The following is a 17,289-nucleotide window of genomic DNA, read 5'->3' on the forward strand; positions in this document are numbered from 1 at the left end:
AATTTCATTAAAAATCAAGTATACAATACAAAGAAAGGAAGAGGAAAACATCCCCTTCCTTTTTCTATTACAGCTTTTCCCCGTTTGACTTAATCACTTCCTGATACCAATAAAAGGAGTCTTTTTTCGAACGGCTCATGGTTCCTTTCCCTTGATTATCTCGATCTACATAAATCATTCCATAGCGTTTTTTCATTTCTCCTGTTGTAAAGGAAACAATATCAATAATTCCCCATGGCGTATATCCAATCAAATCTACTCCATCATACATTACCGCTTTCTCTAATGCTTCAATATGCGCCTTTAAGTAGGCAATTCTTTCCTTGTCATGAATAGAGCCATCAGCTTCGACAGTATCAATAGCGCCAAATCCATTTTCTACAATAAATAAAGGTATTTGATAGCGGTCATATAGACGATTTAACACATAGCGCAGACCTGTCGGATCAATGGACCAGCCCCAATCGCTTGCTTTGATGTACGGATTTTCAACCGCATTTGGCAAGGCGCCATTTACAATATCCCCTGTATTATTATTTTTCACATCGCTCTTTACGGTAGTGGACATATAGTAGCTAAATCCTAAATAATCAACTGTCCCATTGCGTAAAATCTCAGCATCCTCTGGCTTCATTGTAATCGAATAGCCTTCTCGCTTAAATTCCTTTAAGGCATAACTAGGATAATATCCACGAACTTGCACATCTGGGAAGAAATATCTTTGTCTCATTTCTTCTTCCGCTAGCATCACATCTTCTGGATTAGAAGAAAATGGATAGATAGGAATATGGGAAACCATTGCTCCAATTTGGAAATCAGGATTTATTTTTTTGCCAATAGACACAGCTAATGCACTTGCAACTAGCTCATGATGAGCAGTTTGATACATCACTTCTTTCGCATTTTCTCCTTCTTTGACGGTTACTCCAGAATTTGTCCACAAAAAGAGCGGATTAGAAACATCCATTTGATTGTTGATTTCATTAAAAGTCATCCAGTATTTTACTTTGTCTTTATATCGATGGAAGCATGCTTCGGCAAAGCGGACAAAACAATCAACTACTTTTCTATTTCTAAAACCGCCATATTCTCTTGCTAGATGTAACGGCATTTCAAAATGGGATAAGGTAATAACTGGCTGTATTCCGTATTTAAGTAATTCATCAAATACTTGGTCATAGAAGCGCAGTCCTTCTTCATTCGGTTCTAATTCATCCCCTTTTGGAAAAATTCTGCTCCAGCCAATGGAAGTTCGTAAACACTTTAACCCCATTTCAGCAAACAAGGCAATATCCTCTTTGTAACGATGGTAAAAATCAATTGCTTCATGATTTGGATAAAATTGATTTTCTTCAATCAAGTCTGTTATTTTCCTAGGTACTCCATGAGCACCTGCTGTCATAACATCTACTACACTTGGACCTTTACCGCCTTGATTCCAACCACCTTCAAATTGATGTGCAGCTAATGCTCCACCCCATAAAAAATCTTTCGGCATTTTGCTCATCCTTATTTTCCTCCTTTTTATACTATTAAATTGTCTTTTCCTTTACATTATTTTTTAGATTACACTTATATTATAATTGTACCGGTACAATATGATAAATACAATATAATATTTTTATACCTAATTAATCCAAATGAGTTTTTTTCCTATATATGCTATAATCCAGCTATAACGTTTAAGATAATCGAGGTATATATTATGTTAAAATACCAGCAAATCGCAGAAGAAATAGAAAAATATATTGAAGAGCATGGCTTAAAGCAAGGCAGTAAGCTGCCAGTTATTGAGACATTAATGAAGCAATTCGAGGTTAGTAAAAGTACGATTACGAAAACGCTTGAGCTTCTTGAAAAAAGGGGAATCATTTTTCAAGTAAGAGGCAGTGGAATTTTTGTAAGACGACAGAATCGAAAAGGCTATATCAGCTTGCTTTCCAATCAAGGATTTAAAACAGATTTAGAGGATTATACTCTAACCTCCAAAATAATCGAATTAGAGATAAGAAAACCGACTGAGGAAATTGCCCTAAATTTAAATATGGAGCTTCACGAGGAGGTTTATTACGTAAAGAGAATTCGCTATATTAACGGCCAAACTCTTTGTTTAGAGGAATCTTGGTATAATAAAGCCTTCATTACGTATTTAAATAAAGAAATCGTAGCGGAATCTATTTTTCATTACATAACAAAAGGCTTAGGGCTAAAAGTAGGCTTTTCAGATGTGTATTTACATGTAGGGAAATTAACGGAAGAAGAAGCTGCTTATTTGGGATTAGAAAAAGATAATCCTAAATTATTGGTAGAGAGCATTTTTCATCTAACTAATGGGCAGCCTTTTGACTTTTCAAAAGTTACCTATAACTATGAACAATCCCAATTTTTTATCCAGGCAAATAGTCATTTCTTTTAACTGAGGTAACATATAGCTAATCAGGAAAAGTTTCCTAAATCTGAAAAAATATATAATTATTGAAACATTCCTATATTTCCTTTCGTATAACAGGTAGTACATAATTGAAAGGTTGGAATAGATAATGTTAATGGAATTAAAGGATGCTTTTCTTTTCTTAATGGACATCTTTAAAGGAAAACTCCCATTACACGATTTATATTTATTAGTATTCATTATAGTTGTGACATCAATTGCTGAAACCATTCAGGAAAAAAGAAAACCGTCAAACAGGAGTAAAAACGCCATTTTTATATATTTGAAATGGATACCTATCTCCTTTTTGGCTAGTTCTATTTATCTAACAAGTTTTTATTTTCTCACCAATATATTTACAAAATTCTTTTTTACAGCAGAAGTGTTTCATCAAGAACAAAACGTACGCTCTATTGCGTTAATGTCTTTGACTATGACAAGTATTGCTGCGCTAATTATTGCTATTTGGAGACTATATTCATTTTTCATTGTAAAAAAAGCCCTATTAACTTTGATAAGTAATTCGTTGTTAATAGCTATTGGTGTATACTTTATTAACATGTTATGGTATGAAGCTCTCAGAATGCCGATATGGTGTTATGGAATAATAGGATTGGTTAATACAATCTTTATAAGCTTTTTACTTTTAAAAGAGAGAGAAAACTTGCAAAGTAATTCATCTCCTATTAACGCAGTAGATCAATAAATGAAGCAGCTTGGTGCTCGCCCACTAGCAAGCTTATGCAATCTGCGGATGATTACCACTTATACCGAATAAAAAACGAACAATTATACAATATATGCACATAATTGTATAATTGTTCAGACCTATACTTGTTCGAAATCCTTGGGTACTTGCCTCCTTAATTTTTTTCGATCTTTTTAAATTTGATCTAGAAAATCTCACACAGTTTCTCTTTTTTTACATTCTTTCTTAGATTTTAAATCGGTGCACTAGTTCTTGAAGCTCCTCTGCCATTTTAGATAATGCCATGCTTGAGCTTGTTATTTCTTGGAATGAGGCAGTTTGTTCTTCTGTTGCTGCTGCAACACTTTCCGTTCTTTCTAAAGTTTCGCGAGAAGTATGAGCTATTTCTTCCACTGAATCTTGTACCTCTTGTACTTCTGCCGTAATTTCTTGTGCTGTTTCTGCCATCTTTTTAATATGATCTGCAATGGATTCAACACGATTTAATATTTCCTTAATATGTTCATTTGTAGTATCAGATAATTTCGTACCAGCATCTACATTTTCTATTACAAAAGACATATTTTTTTCTGTCGTGTTTGAGTGGTCATGAATAGAACTTATCAGATCGTGTATTTGATTTACAGAAGTACCTGTCATTTCTGATAGCTTTCGAACTTCCTCTGCTACAATCGCAAATCCTTTTCCATGTTCTCCTGCTCTTGCTGCTTCAATGGATGCATTCAATGCTAGCAGATTGGTTTGATTGGATATATCTTGAATACTTGCAAGTACCTCATTAATTTCATTTGTACTTAAAACAAGTGATTTTAATCCATCTCCTGCTAAATCAACAGATGCATGAATTGCCTCCATCTGCATTTGCATTTCAGTCAATGCCAATTCCCCTTCTTTTGCTTTTTCTTTAATAAGCAGAGATTCATTTGCAACTTCGCTGGCAGTATGGGCCACATCCTTAATATTTTTCAAGGAATTATTAACTTCTATTAAACTATTCTGGGTAAGTGAATCTTGCTTATTTCCATTCTCTGCAATGGTTTGAACAGCATCCGCCACTTGCTCTACCGCTACAGTCGATTGTTCCATACTGGAAGCTAATTCATCTGAAGCTTGTGCAACATTTTTAGACGTCTGCCCTACACTTTTTATCATTATTTGAAGAGAATCGACGAATGCGTTAAACGAATGTGCTAATTGACCAAATTCGTTTTTCCCATTCACATTTACTCGCTGTGTTAAGTCCCCTTCTCCAGAAGCAATACTTTGAAGTTGATTATTAATTTTATTTAATGGTCGTAAAATAGACTTTAATAACAGAAAACCTAAGACAATACTCAATAGTGCTGCCACGATGATAATTACGATTAATACCGTTTTTGTTATTTTATTATTTTTTTGATTTTGTTCTTCCAACTGAATAACATCTTGATTAATATGTTCCACTAATTCATTAACTGCCGGATCTAAAACTTCTTTCCTTAATGTCCGTAAATCCCCAAAATGGAGTTTTTCTGCAGCAGATGGATCTTCGATATAAGCCCCAGGCACTTTGTCACTTGTGGCTAAGTACGTTTGTAGACTGGATTGAAACGTTTGGATATCTTCTTTATACTCATAATAATTAGATAAAGTCTCCATTGTTTTCAAAGTATCATGAATGTCTGACTCTTTCTCATTAATTCCGTCACTATATTCTTTATTTCCGGTAAGAAGAAAGCCACGCTCGTCATTAGAAATTCCAGCAATTCGATATTGCAAATGAGTAACTAGACGCTGCATTTCTTTTGCCTCTGTCAGTTCTTTACTATTTGCAATTAACGACTGCAGACTCATATTGCTAAATCCGCCAATCCCCAACAAAGAAATAATTAAAATGAAGAAAATGATTGCCAATTGATATTTTATTTTCATTCTATCCCCCTGAATGCTTCTAGCTTTATTCTTTTGTCCATTTACTTTCTATATATCGGAGGCTTTTATTTTTTATATAGTTTGAATGCGATACCAAATTTTCTTTTCACAAGAAAATTTATATTTATATCGGCAGATAAAAAAGACAGCTTAAAAAAGCTGCCTTTTTTTAATTCCCCACCCTAATTTTCCCATTATTTGTTTTCAGCTTTACTTTATTTTCTCCGTTTCCAATCACGGTACTTCCTTTGTATTTATCTAAAATATTGATGCTGCCATCATCAACTTGAACATCGAATGTGACATTTGTTGGTTCCTTATCTGTTACAATTTCGATACTGCCATCATCTGTTTCCAGCTGTATCGCCTGATCCAATGTGGCAGTTTTCATCGAAATTCTCCCATTATTCGTTTCTCCTTTCACGCTTCCGCTTACATGATCCAGCGATACTCTTCCATTGTCAGAGTTTACTTCTACACTTCTGGATTGAATATTTTGCAGATGGATGCGACCATTATTACTTTCTGCCTGTACTTGCTCAACCATTAGGTCCGCTAAATCAATCTTTCCATTATCATTATTTATGCGAAGGGATTTATATTCCTTCACAGGTACAAGAATTTTTAAGGTAAGTGATTCATCTATAAAATTCATCTGAAAAAAGCTAATTTGTTTTTCATTCCAATTTACAACCAGTTTTTCCCCAACTACCTTGGCAGTAAAACTTCCCTTCGTTTCAGAGGAACCTTTTCCTTGCAACACAACCTTTGTTTCCTTCTCTGCTGTGGGAATAATTTCAATCCCTGCATTATTGGAATCTACTTCAATTCCAGTAATATCATTTTCCTTAAATACTTTCTCTTCATGAATATCTATACTGTTATCGCGGAATGTTAGGAATGCCCCTATGCCGCCAATTAGAACAAGAATAAGTCCAGTGACCATTAATTTTTTTAGACTAATCATGCTTTTGGCCTCCCTTCACCAATTTTGCATTAAATTTCAAATAATTGATAAAGCCTTTTGAAGAAATTCTTGTAATGTAATACATACCAATTACAATAAAAATTCCTAATCCCACTAGCAAAATGGTCATAAATAATTTAAAAAATGCAAAACTACCTGGATGAAAAACACTGTCCACAAGAACAAGTAGTGGGGAGAGTATAAAAGACGCACCAACTATCCACCCTGATAGAATAAGGGATGCTATCACAAGAAATGGTCCAAGTACAATAACCAAATTAAAGAATCCTAAACCAATAACCGCCCATACTGCTCGAAGAATATTTCCCGTTGTTCTGCTTTTTTCCACCTTTTCAAGGTGATAGGCAGCTATTAATTCTTTCGTAATTTGCTGAGGAGATCCTAAAGACTTGGCTATTTCTTCCTCTGTTTTTCCATCTTCTTTGCCTATAAAAAAATGTTCTTCATAATCATGGATGATATCTTTTCGTTCCTCTTGCGGAAGCTTTTTTAATCCAGCTTGGAGCTGTTTTAAAAATTGCTCTTTAGTCATTATTTACACCTTCTTTTATTAATTGATTGACACCATTAGAAAATTCATTCCATTCCGTAATAAGTTTATTAAGATAGGTTCTTCCTTTATCGGTTAACTTGTAGTATTTACGCGAAGGACCTTCTGTTGACTCTTGTAAATAAGTTGTAAAATATTCTTCTTTTGTTAATCTTCTTAAGAGGGGATAAACAGAGCCCTCTGAAATTTCAATTTGATTGGATATCTTTTGAACGAGTTCATAGCCATAGCGGTCCTTTTTATCTAAAAGAACAAGTACACATAACTCTAAGACACCCTTTTTAAACTGTACATTCATCTTTTCCACCTACCTTTATTCATCATTCAGTACCTTATAATAAACAGTACCATAGTAAAAATAATACCTATTGCCAATAATATACCATTTAGTATTGTTCATTGCAAGGTACTGATTAAAAAATAAATTTAGATTTCTCTTTAAAACGATTAAAATAGCACAGAAACCTATATCTGCACCATTTAATGAGGACATAAAAAAATAATTCGATTATAAAAAAAGAGAGGATTATCTCCCCTCTTCCTACTGCTTATAACCATTCTCTACGCCATGCCGTCACATTTTCTTCTCTGTAAATTTCAGCTTTTCCAATGGATTGAAATAAATTCATTTTATATTTTACTATTTCTTTAGCTGCATCAATGCATGCTGGATATATTGCGTTAGGATCCCAAAGCTCTGTTTCAGCTAAAATCTCACGGCATTTTTTATAAAATGCGTACTTATAATCTGATGAGATATTCACTTTTTGAATACCAATCTGAACAGCCTCTGCAATTTCTTCATCTGGATTAGCTGAGCCGCCATGAAGCACAAGAGGAATGTCGACCGTTTCTTTAATTTCTTTTAAAATATCCATTCTCAACTTTGGCTCCATATCTTTTGGATAAATACCGTGACAAGTACCGATTGCAATTGCCAATGTATCTACCCCTGTTTTCTCTACAAATTCTTGGGCGTCTTCTGGTCTAGTATAAATTACCTCCGATACCCCGCCCTCTACTGATGTACCTGTATTTCCAATTGTTCCTAATTCTCCTTCCACTGATACTCCCAGCGAATGGCTCACTTCTACTATCTGTTTCGTTAACTGAATATTTTCTTCTAAAGAAAGCAAGGAGCCATCAATCATGACGGAACTAAAGCCTGCATGAATCGCCCGCATAATATCAGCCATATTTCCGCCATGATCTAAATGCAGAACAAATGGAACATGGCTATTTTTAATTCTCGTTAATACATAAGAGAAAAAATCATCTTTGACAAAGTCTAATTCAGTTGGATGTACTGCAATTATCGCAGGAGAATTATTGCTTTCTGCCTCTTCAACTACTACTCTCAAAAAGTTACTATCTGCTACATTAAATGCTCCAACGGCAAATTGATGTTTTTGTGCTACTTCTAATAACTGCTTCATATTTAATAACATAATATATTCCTCTTTTCTTTAAATTTATAATGACTTTCCTTCAGTGCCTGCCAGTTCAATATAATATTTAACTAAATCTTTTCCAGCCTTAATCGTTTGATGAATAATATCAAAATAATCTATTTCGTTTCTAACCATGTTTTCTTTTATACTATTTACCTGTGCTTTAAAAAAATCAGAGCCAACATTAATCTTATTAATACCTAATGAAATAGACTTTCTTATGTTTTCTTCTCCACATCCAGATCCTCCATGGAGCACAAGCGGGATACCCGTTTCTCCTTTAATTTTTTCTAAAATATCGAATCGAAAAGCTGGAATATAACCATCTGGATAATCCCCGTGACTAGAGCCATAAGAAATAGCCAGCGCATCTATTCCTGTTTCTTTTGCATATCTAATGGCTAAATCAGGATTCGTATACATTTCATCATCTGTCATCTGGTTCCTAGAAACAGAACCGATATTACCAATCTCCCCTTCGACGCTCGCATCATAGCTTTGCGCGAATTCTACCATTTCTTTCGTTATTCTTATATTCTCATCAATTGGATAACGAGAAGCATCCATCATTACACTAGAAAATCCATCTCTTAAGCATCTCTTCACAAATCCAACATCCTGCCCATGGTCTAAATTAATAGCTACTTCTACACTTGCTGCATTTGCCATTTCTATAATTGGTCTTGTTAATAACTTACTTCCCAAATGCTGCATTAAATGATCTTGTAATAAATCTACAATGATAGGTGCTCTCAATTCTTGTGCTGCTTCAATCACTGCCTTAGCTGTTTCTAGGTTAAAGCAGTTGATTGCCATTACCGCATATTTCCCTTGGTTGGCACGTGCAAGCATTCCCTTCATCGAAACATACATTCTAAGTCCCCTCCTTTATTGACTTACTCTCTAGCAAAATAAGCGTTCTTTCATTCAGGTTAAAATGTAATCTTCACATCTGATAAATCTACTTCTTCCTCTTCACTCGATGTTTCTTCTATTTCTGCAGCTGGTTCCTTCTTCCATAAGAACAGCATAACTCCGGTAATGAGTGACCCGATAAGTAATGCCACACAAAATAGAATTGGATGTGTCATCGCAGGTACAATAAACATTCCTCCTGATGGAACCGGAGATCCTACCCCCCACATCATAGAGAACCCTCCTCCAACGGCTGCTCCAATGGTGCATGAAGCAACAACTCTTACAATATCTACTGCTGCAATCGGGATAACGCCTTCTGTAATCATGCATATTCCCATCGGTAGAGCTATTTTGATGTTATCTTCTTCCGATTTTGTATATCGTTTCTTCTGAAATAATTTAGAAAGTCCCCAAGAAATGGCTACACCAAATGGGGGAACCATTGATGCCAATATTTTTACAGCTTCTGGCTCGTATATGCCCTCTAATAGCAAACCATCTGCAAACAATGAGGCTACTTTATTAACTGGCCCGCCAAAATCAAATGCTGCCATTCCCCCTAATATTGCCCCAAAAACAAATCTCATCGATCCCTGCATACTTGTTAGAAAAGAAGTTAAGCCCTCTGTTGCCCATACAATCGGAACGCCAAGCACAAAAAACATAAGTAATCCGATAACTAAACTCGATATTAAAGGAATAATCATCATTGGCATTAAGCCTTCTGCCCACTTTGGCACTTTTAAATTTTTTCTTAAAAATAAAACAAAGTAACCAACAATAAATCCACCTAGCATCCCACCTAAAAATCCTGCTCCAATGGCGTTTGCGATCAATCCCATTAATAACCCTGGAGCAATACCTGGACGATCTGCTATGGAATATGCTATTGCTCCTGAAATAACAGGAGCTAATAACCCCATTCCAAGTACTCCTAACGAAACAAGTGCTGAGGGAATATCAAAGGAAGCTTTATAATCTTCAATGACCGAACCACCTGTAAGATTCCCAATTGCAATTAAAAGTCCTGATGCCACAACAAGTGGCAGCATATAACTAATGGCTGTTAAAGCATGCTTTTTTACTTGCATTTTCTTCAGCATCTAGTAGACCCCCTCACTGTTTATTTAGCTCAGCGTCAATCTTTTGGTAAAGCTGTTTCGGTGCCTTTATGGCAATATGTGTAGGTATCTCAACAATTTTCTTCCCAGCAAAACGTTCTTTTCCACTTACCTTGATATCTGCAGCAATTATGACCAAATCAGCTTCCTCTATTTCCTTAGTCGTTAACTCATCCTCAATTCCAATGGTCCCTTGTGTCTCGATACGAACTTTATGTCCCAGCTCTTGGCCTGCTTTAATCAATTTTTCTTTCGCAATATACGTATGAGCAATACCAGATGTACAAGCTGAAATCCCCACAATATTCATCATGATTCCCTCCAAATTTATAAGTTTTTAATAAAATGCACCTTAATCATTTTTCGTTAATACCTTTAAAAATTCTTTCTTTGTCTGCAGTGTTTGGAACTTACTAATCGTTTCCTCATCCGCTAATAAGACAGCTACCTTTTGTAATAATTTAATATGGATAGTGGTTTTATCCGTGTCTTTAACAGCAAATAAGATAATAATATTGATAGGATTTCCATCAAGCGATTCCCATTCTATAAATGATTGGGTTCTTCCTATTGCAATAGATGTCTTTCGTACATGCTTTGATTTACCATGGGGGATAGCCACCCCCTTCTCCAAACCAGTAACACCTTCTTCTTCTCGATACATCACATCCTTTATAAATCCTTCTTTATTCGATATACAACCGTTTTCATATAATAGGTCAGTTAACTCATTCAATACTTCTTCCTTTGTAGTTCCTTGCAAATTTAACTCGATAAGATCTTCTGTTACTACCTTATGAAAATCTAATTCTTCTATTTTCATGTCCACTTTTAACTCTCCTACCTTTCTATTTTTCACCGATAATACTCTGTTGATTGTAGTAGTCCTTAATAAATTGATCTATCTTAAACTTATCCTCTTGATTTAAAATAGGACTCACAAGAATAGTAGGCTTATCAATGATACTATGTGTTTTCACAGTAGAAATAACTAATTCTACATCTTCATAATCTGTCTGTTTTATTCGTTGCTGGGCGATTATTTTCTTTATGTGGATATCAGGAAAAGTTCTTCTTATTTTTTCACTTAATAAATGCGAAGTGCCAATTCCACTTGTACATTCAATTAATATAGGAATCTGATTAGCAAAATGATCATCATACGAAATTTGAAAATACAAAGTAATATAGCCAATTTCTTCATCGGTTATATACTTTTCATAATGTCCTTCTTCTACTAACTGTTGAATGCTAGTCTTTACTAAGCCAAATATATTGGAGAAATTGGTTACTATGGATTTTATGATTGGATTAACTATATAGATTCGATGGCTTAATCGATATAACATTGCATGCATATGCAAGGTTATCCTTTCTAATAATTCATCATCCGTATCGAATCGATATCCGCTATTTTCTGTCACTTTTGCTATTAACCTTTTTGTTAAAAGAACGACCTGATCATTTTTATATGGCTCAGTACCTTGATTTAATAAAAATCGCGAATTAAGTTTATACGCTTTCAAAATATAATAAAGAGAATAAATATCATATTGTTTTAACGAAAGAGAAAACTGATTTTCGATTTCCTCAATCATATCTTTACAAATACAATAAATAGTGGAATTTTCATCTATTTCTTCGTATACTATTTCTTCTTCATCTAATGAAAGCTTATTATTATGTTTTTCTATTATCGAAAGAAGAGAGCAGAATAAGGTTAAATAATAGGGCTGATCTAAGCTTAAATCATGCTTCACTTGGATATCATGCAGCAACCTCTTAATTTTTATTAAATGATTATTTTTCACTTTTACTTTTTTGATAGAATCAGGAATATCATATTGACTAAAAGGGTCTCCCATTTGAGTTAAGTAATTCTCAATAATTACGGCCATCAAACGATAAATAGATAGTTTATCTCCCTTAATAAAGGTTCCTTCCTTTGTCCTTAATAGTCTTAAATGATAGGACCTTAATTCCTTTTCAATATGTTTAAAATCATTGAGAATAGAGCTCTGACTTACGATGTACTTTTCCGATATTTTTTGAATTGAGGTCTTACCGGGTGCAATGGCTAAAAGATATAATAGTAAATTCAAACGTCTTTCGTCAGGATAATCAAATACAATCGTTTCCGTTTCTAAAGGTTCTTTATGGTTCTGGAAGTAATAACCGAAGTTTTCTTTTTTTATTATCCGAAACGGCATTGAATTCGAATCAACTATTTGTTGGATATCTCTATATATTGTCTTCTTAGAAACTTTAAGTGATTGTGCTAACTCTGCAGCTGTCACATACCGTTTCTCCCTTCGTAAGATAGTAAGAATCATCTGATGACGCTCATTTATGACTTGACTCACAAATTCCTTCACCTCTTTTCTTCTTTCTATGGTAATATCTTATCCGACTGAAAGCGGATACACAATTACAAAATAATGTTGATTGTTATGTCCCTATTAAAGTGAGCAATCCTTATTTCTGATTTTCCGGCTTTGTTAAGAACTTGGGATTTTACAATAAAAGCTCTTCCTTTCTTTCATTTCTTTTTGAAACAGTCGTCATTAAAGACAAAAAAGCACAATAGTTGTCCTATCGCACTTTTCTTCTTTGTCTATTATTCTCTTTATAATAAGTAGGTTACCACCAATAATATCGTTCCAACGATAAAGCAATAATAAGCAAAATATTTTAAGTTTCCTTTTTCCATTATACCCATTAGCCATTTCATAGAGAAATAGGTAAAAACAAGAGCCGTGATAAAAGCAATGAAATAAGGCCAAGCCAAAGTTTTCAAATCTGGGCTGTTAATCATTTCCGTTACTCCAAGAATAGCTCCTCCAACACTTACTGGAATATAAAGCATAAAGGAAAAACGCAGCGCCGTACTTTGTTTCATGCCCAATGCAATGGACGCTATAACAGTGGAACCTGAGCGGCTGATACCTGGTATAAGTGCAATCACTTGAGCACATCCAACAATAAGAGCATCTCGCAAAGATAAATCCCCATCTCTTTTTACACCACGCATATTTCGAATGATCCATAAAGCTATACCTGTAATTAGTAGTGTAATGGAAACAGTATAAAAAGAGGTGAAATAATCAGCAATATAATCGCCAAACAGTACGCCGATCACACCAGCTGGAATGGTTCCAATAATAACATACAGGGAGAATCGAAAATCAGCTCGATAACTTTCCTTTCGTGTTTTTAGATACAAAAAGCTATGTGTTATTAATTGCTTTATATCCTTTCGGTAAATGAAGACAATGGCAATTAATGATGCCGTATTTGTAATAATCTCGAACGATAAGCCTCTCTGTTCAATTCCTAGAAGCCTTTGGCCAATAATTAAATGACCACTTGAGGAAATTGGAATTGGCTCGGTAATACCTTGGATGGCTCCTAGAATAAAATACTTGAACATTACTAAAAAATCATGTAAATCCACTACTTAACCTCCAACTATCTACTTTTTTCTTAGTATACTTGAAAGTGAGATGGAAATATAGGGATCAACTTGTACAATCTCTTATTCTATAAAAATGTAATCGTTTTAGAACCTTTTAAATTTGGAAAGGAGAAAACAAATATTTTTTTTAAAATAAATCTACTTTACATCTAGCTTCATTAAAAAAAGCATAAGGCTGCTCTTATGCTTTTACTTTAATATTTTAAAATCATAAGAATAAATAGAAGTTCCTTTTACAGATGATAAGATGGCATCTAATCCTTCTATTATTTTCTCTTCTACCTTCTCACCATTTTCCAAAGAGTAGCTTTCCAGATAATACTTCTCTTTTTTCGAATCGTCATACCTTAATGCAAATAAATAATCCCCTGCAAAATATACTTCTTCATTATGCCGGGGTTGGTTTTGTGGAAAATCCTCCAGCAGGAATTTACTCTGTTCTTGTCCATCTTTACTTACCGCAACAACTTCTCCTACTCCGTTAACATAGAAAAAAACGTCCCGCCATAAATAAGCTGCATTTTTGGAATTCATGGAATCAGCTGCGGGGTCATTAGCAACATATCCTGTACTTAACTCCACTTTTGTTTGTTCCAAAGTTTCCTTATTAAGGAGAAATAAAACGGTATTTTGACTCTTGTCATCGGTTATCTCTGAAAGCAAAACATAATAATGGAGTTCGTCACTTAAGATAGGTGCCAATGATGAATATTCATATCCTTTCTCCATTTCCAATCCCTTAATGGCCTTTATTTCTAAATGGTTATTTTCCAAGAATGCTTTCCTTAAGACATATTCCTTTTCTTCTTTATCATTTGTCAAAATGAGAATTTCATCCTTGGTGGAACCCGAAGCCATTATATTAAAAGGGAGATTTCCTCCTTTAAACCCTTTGTGATTTCCCCAATAAATATGGGATATATCCCTTTCTTTATCATTTCCAGAACGATAAATAGAGAAAAAGACATCCTGTTTCTCCAAATAGCCTGTTCGTTCTCCGCTTTGTTGGTATTTCAAATCGATTACAGCATTCTTTTCTCCAATCAACCTTATTGTATTTTTATCCTCTAACAACATTTGATGATCATTTAGCGCCATGCTTCCAAATTCTAAACCACCCATTTGAAAACCAGTTGCTTTTCCTTTATCATCAATAAAAACAGCGTAGCTAATCCCTTCATTATTCCTATCTTGATTAGTTATTGTGGAGAAATAGACAACTGCCTCTTTATCATGTAGAAAATCTGGCTGATTAAGCTCTTCCATCGTAAGGTTATTTTCTGAATGGCCAATTTTTGTAGTGACAGTAATCATTAGAACGATAATTAGAAATAGAGCTATACCAAATTTCGTTTTCATACTATCCTCCTAAAGTAAAAAGGCGGCATGCTAATAGTGCAAACTCGCCTTTTAAATGAAGTAAATTGGAATTTTTCTTTATGAGATTAAAGTGTCTCCAAAGTTAGTTGTAGGATATAACCATTGAATAAAAAGGTAAGGGGGTAATAATAATTTCTTTTCGTGCTTGTCGGAGATAAAGTCAGCTATTGCAATGGTTGACTCTACTCCTCCATGAATAGTTAAATAATAATTTAATTTCTTCATTACTTTTATTAAAGTGTCCAATGTCTCTTTGTCTTGTCTTAAAAGCTTATATGATATGCCTAAGTTTGAATGTATTCCTAATTGTTTCTGGTGTATAGCAATATCACTATATTGCTTACACTCTATTGTATCTAGTTGCACAAAAATTTCCTTTTCAGAATCCAGCTTATAAACACCATTATAAGGAATTCCCATCACTACATTTTCATCTAGTTTGAGTATTACAGGAGATATATCCTTTATAAATTCCGGTTCAAATTTGCTTATTACCTCAAATAAAATTTGTGCTAATGTGTTTTTATGAAAAAGACATTCTCGAGGTCGCAGTGATATTTTTTGATTTTTTTCAATAGAACAAGCAACAATATGAGAAGTTGATGGCTGTAAATAATCACGATTCATTTGATCTTGATATGTTTCAAAAATTCGCTGCATCAACTGATTATTCATCTCCACCATTTCACTATTACTCCGTTTCGAGATTTCCAATACTAAGTGCTCCTGGTTGACATTCATGCCCAGCAAAAGCACTTCCAAGATTCACACCCAATGTTAAAGTAATAAGAACCACAACGGATACTATCATTTTTTTCATTTGTAATACACTCCTATTCTTTAATCTATTTGTTAATAAAATTTTATACTATATAGATTATTTATAAAAATAGGTAAAATTCTACTGTTTTTTCTATCATTTAATAGATTTTTTGCTATTAAAATTTTACTATACATACCTACTACTTCAATTTATTCCTCATATTCTAATGCTTTCATTAAATAATCTGCTGCTTTCTTATATGCCTTTTTATCGTAATAATGATTCCCCAGTTCTTTGGTTATTCGTTTAATCAAAATACCTTGATGTAATTCAATTGCAGAGTCTAGCATTTTTTGCATTCCCTTTTCATATGCAGTTTCATTACCTTGCAGTTTCTTAACCGATAATCTTAATAAACATAATAAAATATAATCATGCTTAAGCTGAAATTTTTCTGTTATCGCAAGGGCCTTTTCTAAATACTCATCCACAAGTACCCAATCTTTTAATTCTATATAGATTTCTACTAACCTTCTCAACGGGTGAACAATCTGCAAATCTAGTGAAGGTTGTTCAAATATATTAATACTCTTTAAATAGTATTTTATTGCTGACTGATATTCCTTTTTTCTCTCATAAACTCTCCCTATATTATGCTGTATCATCCCTTTAAAACTTGAAAGTTTCTCATGCTCTTTATTCTCCATGATAATATGTTCTGCCTTTTTTAAACATTCCATTGAATTATCCAAATCATTATTTAGCTGATATTGAACCCCCAATGTAATTAAAGCAGTAATGATATATTCTTTTTCTTTCTTTTTTTCAAATATCTCATATGCCTTATTAGAGTAATACATACTAATTTCTTGATTGGCGTGTGTTCTTTGTTTAATCAAACTAAGATTATAATAAAGTTTCGCAGCATCTAAACTCTCCCTATCTTTTAATAAATGATCTGCTTTTGTGTAATAATGAACTGAAAAATTAAAGTCCTGAAGGTAATAAAAGAAGTTACCACAAGAAAGATAATAATAAAAGTATTCTTCTTCTAAACCTTCATTAATTTCTCCTGAAATAAATCGTTTAGATAAGCTATAAATACTTCTAGCCTGCTCTATTTCTCCTTTTGTCGTATAATATCTCAATAAAACTCCATAAAGGTTCAGATTTATTTTGGTAGAGTTTAATTCCAATGTCTGAATATGAAGATAAGAAAGGTGTTCATCTGTAATTTTTCCGCTTTTTTTATAGTTTTCCACGATCTCTAATATTTTTTCATCTCTATTCGGACTACTCAATTCGGTTAAATCATAACCAAGTCTTTTGGACACTTTTCTTAAAAACTCTGCAGATGGATTGATTTGCCCATTTTCAATCCGGCTTAAATAAGTGATAGAACAAATCCCTTCCGTTAATTCCTTTTGCGTCAGCTGTTTATGGATACGTAGTTGCCTTATTCTTTCACCAATCATTATATCTCCCTTCTCTCTTGTTATTTCCATTTCTCCATGTATCGATATTATAATTATAGCGCTAATCTACCATTTTTTAGAAAATATATAAAAAAATTCACCAATTTTTTTCAAAAA

Annotated in this window: 18 protein-coding genes; 2 read left to right on the forward strand and 16 right to left on the reverse strand. The window is 33.7% G+C overall.

The window, feature by feature from the left end; genetic code table 11:
- Positions 1-67: 67 nt before the first annotated feature.
- Positions 68-1,507 carry a 6-phospho-beta-glucosidase BglA gene (gene bglA, locus NSS71_RS15470; protein WP_047943857.1) on the reverse strand — a complete coding sequence of 480 codons (1,440 nt, stop codon included), beginning with the start codon at positions 1,505-1,507 and terminating at the stop codon, positions 68-70.
- A 198-nt stretch (positions 1,508-1,705) separates the two neighbouring features.
- Between bglA and NSS71_RS15475 the strand changes: the two genes are divergently transcribed.
- Entirely contained in the window at positions 1,706-2,416 is a 711-nt protein-coding gene (locus tag NSS71_RS15475) for a GntR family transcriptional regulator (RefSeq protein ID WP_047943856.1), read from the forward strand.
- Positions 2,417-2,540: 124 nt separating this feature from the next.
- Entirely contained in the window at positions 2,541-3,137 is a 597-nt protein-coding gene (locus NSS71_RS15480; RefSeq protein WP_053215765.1) for a hypothetical protein, read from the forward strand.
- 228 nt (positions 3,138-3,365) lie between these two features.
- Here the strand turns inward: NSS71_RS15480 and NSS71_RS15485 are convergent, their stop codons facing one another.
- The 15 genes from NSS71_RS15485 to NSS71_RS15555 all read right to left on the reverse strand — a co-directional run bounded on the left by NSS71_RS15485 (position 3,366) and on the right by NSS71_RS15555 (position 17,202).
- Positions 3,366-5,051 carry a methyl-accepting chemotaxis protein gene (locus NSS71_RS15485; protein ID WP_047943855.1) on the reverse strand — a complete coding sequence of 562 codons (1,686 nt, stop codon included), beginning with the start codon at positions 5,049-5,051 and terminating at the stop codon, positions 3,366-3,368.
- A gap of 169 nt (positions 5,052-5,220) precedes the next feature.
- Complete coding sequence (locus NSS71_RS15490) at positions 5,221-6,018, reverse strand: DUF4097 family beta strand repeat-containing protein (protein ID WP_047943854.1); 798 nt, start codon at positions 6,016-6,018, stop codon at positions 5,221-5,223.
- The gene (locus NSS71_RS15495; protein WP_047943853.1) at positions 6,011-6,571 is read right to left on the reverse strand and encodes an HAAS signaling domain-containing protein; all 561 of its coding nucleotides are present in this window, start codon (positions 6,569-6,571) and stop codon (positions 6,011-6,013) included. Before NSS71_RS15495 ends, NSS71_RS15490 begins: the two co-directional genes overlap by 8 nt.
- Positions 6,564-6,887 (reverse strand): PadR family transcriptional regulator, encoded by a 324-nt coding sequence (locus tag NSS71_RS15500; RefSeq protein WP_047943852.1) that lies wholly within the window; start codon positions 6,885-6,887, stop codon positions 6,564-6,566. The genes NSS71_RS15495 and NSS71_RS15500 overlap by 8 nt, the downstream gene beginning before the upstream one ends.
- Before the next feature lie 250 nt (positions 6,888-7,137).
- Complete coding sequence (locus NSS71_RS15505; protein ID WP_047943851.1) at positions 7,138-8,037, reverse strand: ketose-bisphosphate aldolase; 900 nt, start codon at positions 8,035-8,037, stop codon at positions 7,138-7,140.
- A gap of 24 nt (positions 8,038-8,061) precedes the next feature.
- Entirely contained in the window at positions 8,062-8,913 is an 852-nt protein-coding gene (locus NSS71_RS15510; RefSeq protein WP_047943850.1) for a class II fructose-bisphosphate aldolase, read from the reverse strand.
- 59 nt (positions 8,914-8,972) lie between these two features.
- A complete protein-coding gene (locus tag NSS71_RS15515; RefSeq protein WP_095258446.1) occupies positions 8,973-10,058 on the reverse strand; it encodes a PTS fructose transporter subunit IIC in 1,086 nt (361 codons plus the stop codon).
- 16 nt (positions 10,059-10,074) lie between these two features.
- The gene (locus NSS71_RS15520) at positions 10,075-10,389 is read right to left on the reverse strand and encodes a PTS fructose transporter subunit IIB (RefSeq protein WP_047943848.1); all 315 of its coding nucleotides are present in this window, start codon (positions 10,387-10,389) and stop codon (positions 10,075-10,077) included.
- A gap of 42 nt (positions 10,390-10,431) precedes the next feature.
- Complete coding sequence (locus NSS71_RS15525; protein WP_047943877.1) at positions 10,432-10,902, reverse strand: PTS sugar transporter subunit IIA; 471 nt, start codon at positions 10,900-10,902, stop codon at positions 10,432-10,434.
- Between the two features lie 25 nt (positions 10,903-10,927).
- Positions 10,928-12,442 carry a BglG family transcription antiterminator gene (locus NSS71_RS15530; RefSeq protein ID WP_082138405.1) on the reverse strand — a complete coding sequence of 505 codons (1,515 nt, stop codon included), beginning with the start codon at positions 12,440-12,442 and terminating at the stop codon, positions 10,928-10,930.
- 263 nt (positions 12,443-12,705) lie between these two features.
- Entirely contained in the window at positions 12,706-13,509 is an 804-nt protein-coding gene (locus NSS71_RS15535; protein ID WP_172864653.1) for an undecaprenyl-diphosphate phosphatase, read from the reverse strand.
- A 234-nt stretch (positions 13,510-13,743) separates the two neighbouring features.
- The gene (locus NSS71_RS15540) at positions 13,744-14,913 is read right to left on the reverse strand and encodes a hypothetical protein (protein ID WP_047943845.1); all 1,170 of its coding nucleotides are present in this window, start codon (positions 14,911-14,913) and stop codon (positions 13,744-13,746) included.
- A gap of 78 nt (positions 14,914-14,991) precedes the next feature.
- On the reverse strand, positions 14,992-15,618 hold the full coding sequence (locus NSS71_RS15545; protein WP_047943844.1) for a hypothetical protein: 627 nt from the start codon (positions 15,616-15,618) through the stop codon (positions 14,992-14,994).
- Positions 15,619-15,625: 7 nt separating this feature from the next.
- Positions 15,626-15,754 (reverse strand): hypothetical protein, encoded by a 129-nt coding sequence (locus tag NSS71_RS15550; RefSeq protein WP_268874807.1) that lies wholly within the window; start codon positions 15,752-15,754, stop codon positions 15,626-15,628.
- 152 nt (positions 15,755-15,906) lie between these two features.
- Complete coding sequence (locus tag NSS71_RS15555; RefSeq protein ID WP_082138404.1) at positions 15,907-17,202, reverse strand: helix-turn-helix domain-containing protein; 1,296 nt, start codon at positions 17,200-17,202, stop codon at positions 15,907-15,909.
- Positions 17,203-17,289 lie beyond the last annotated feature (87 nt).

Source organism: Niallia sp. FSL W8-0951 (genome assembly GCF_038006525.1).
GTDB classification, from domain to species: Bacteria; Bacillota; Bacilli; order Bacillales; family Cytobacillaceae; genus Niallia; species Niallia circulans.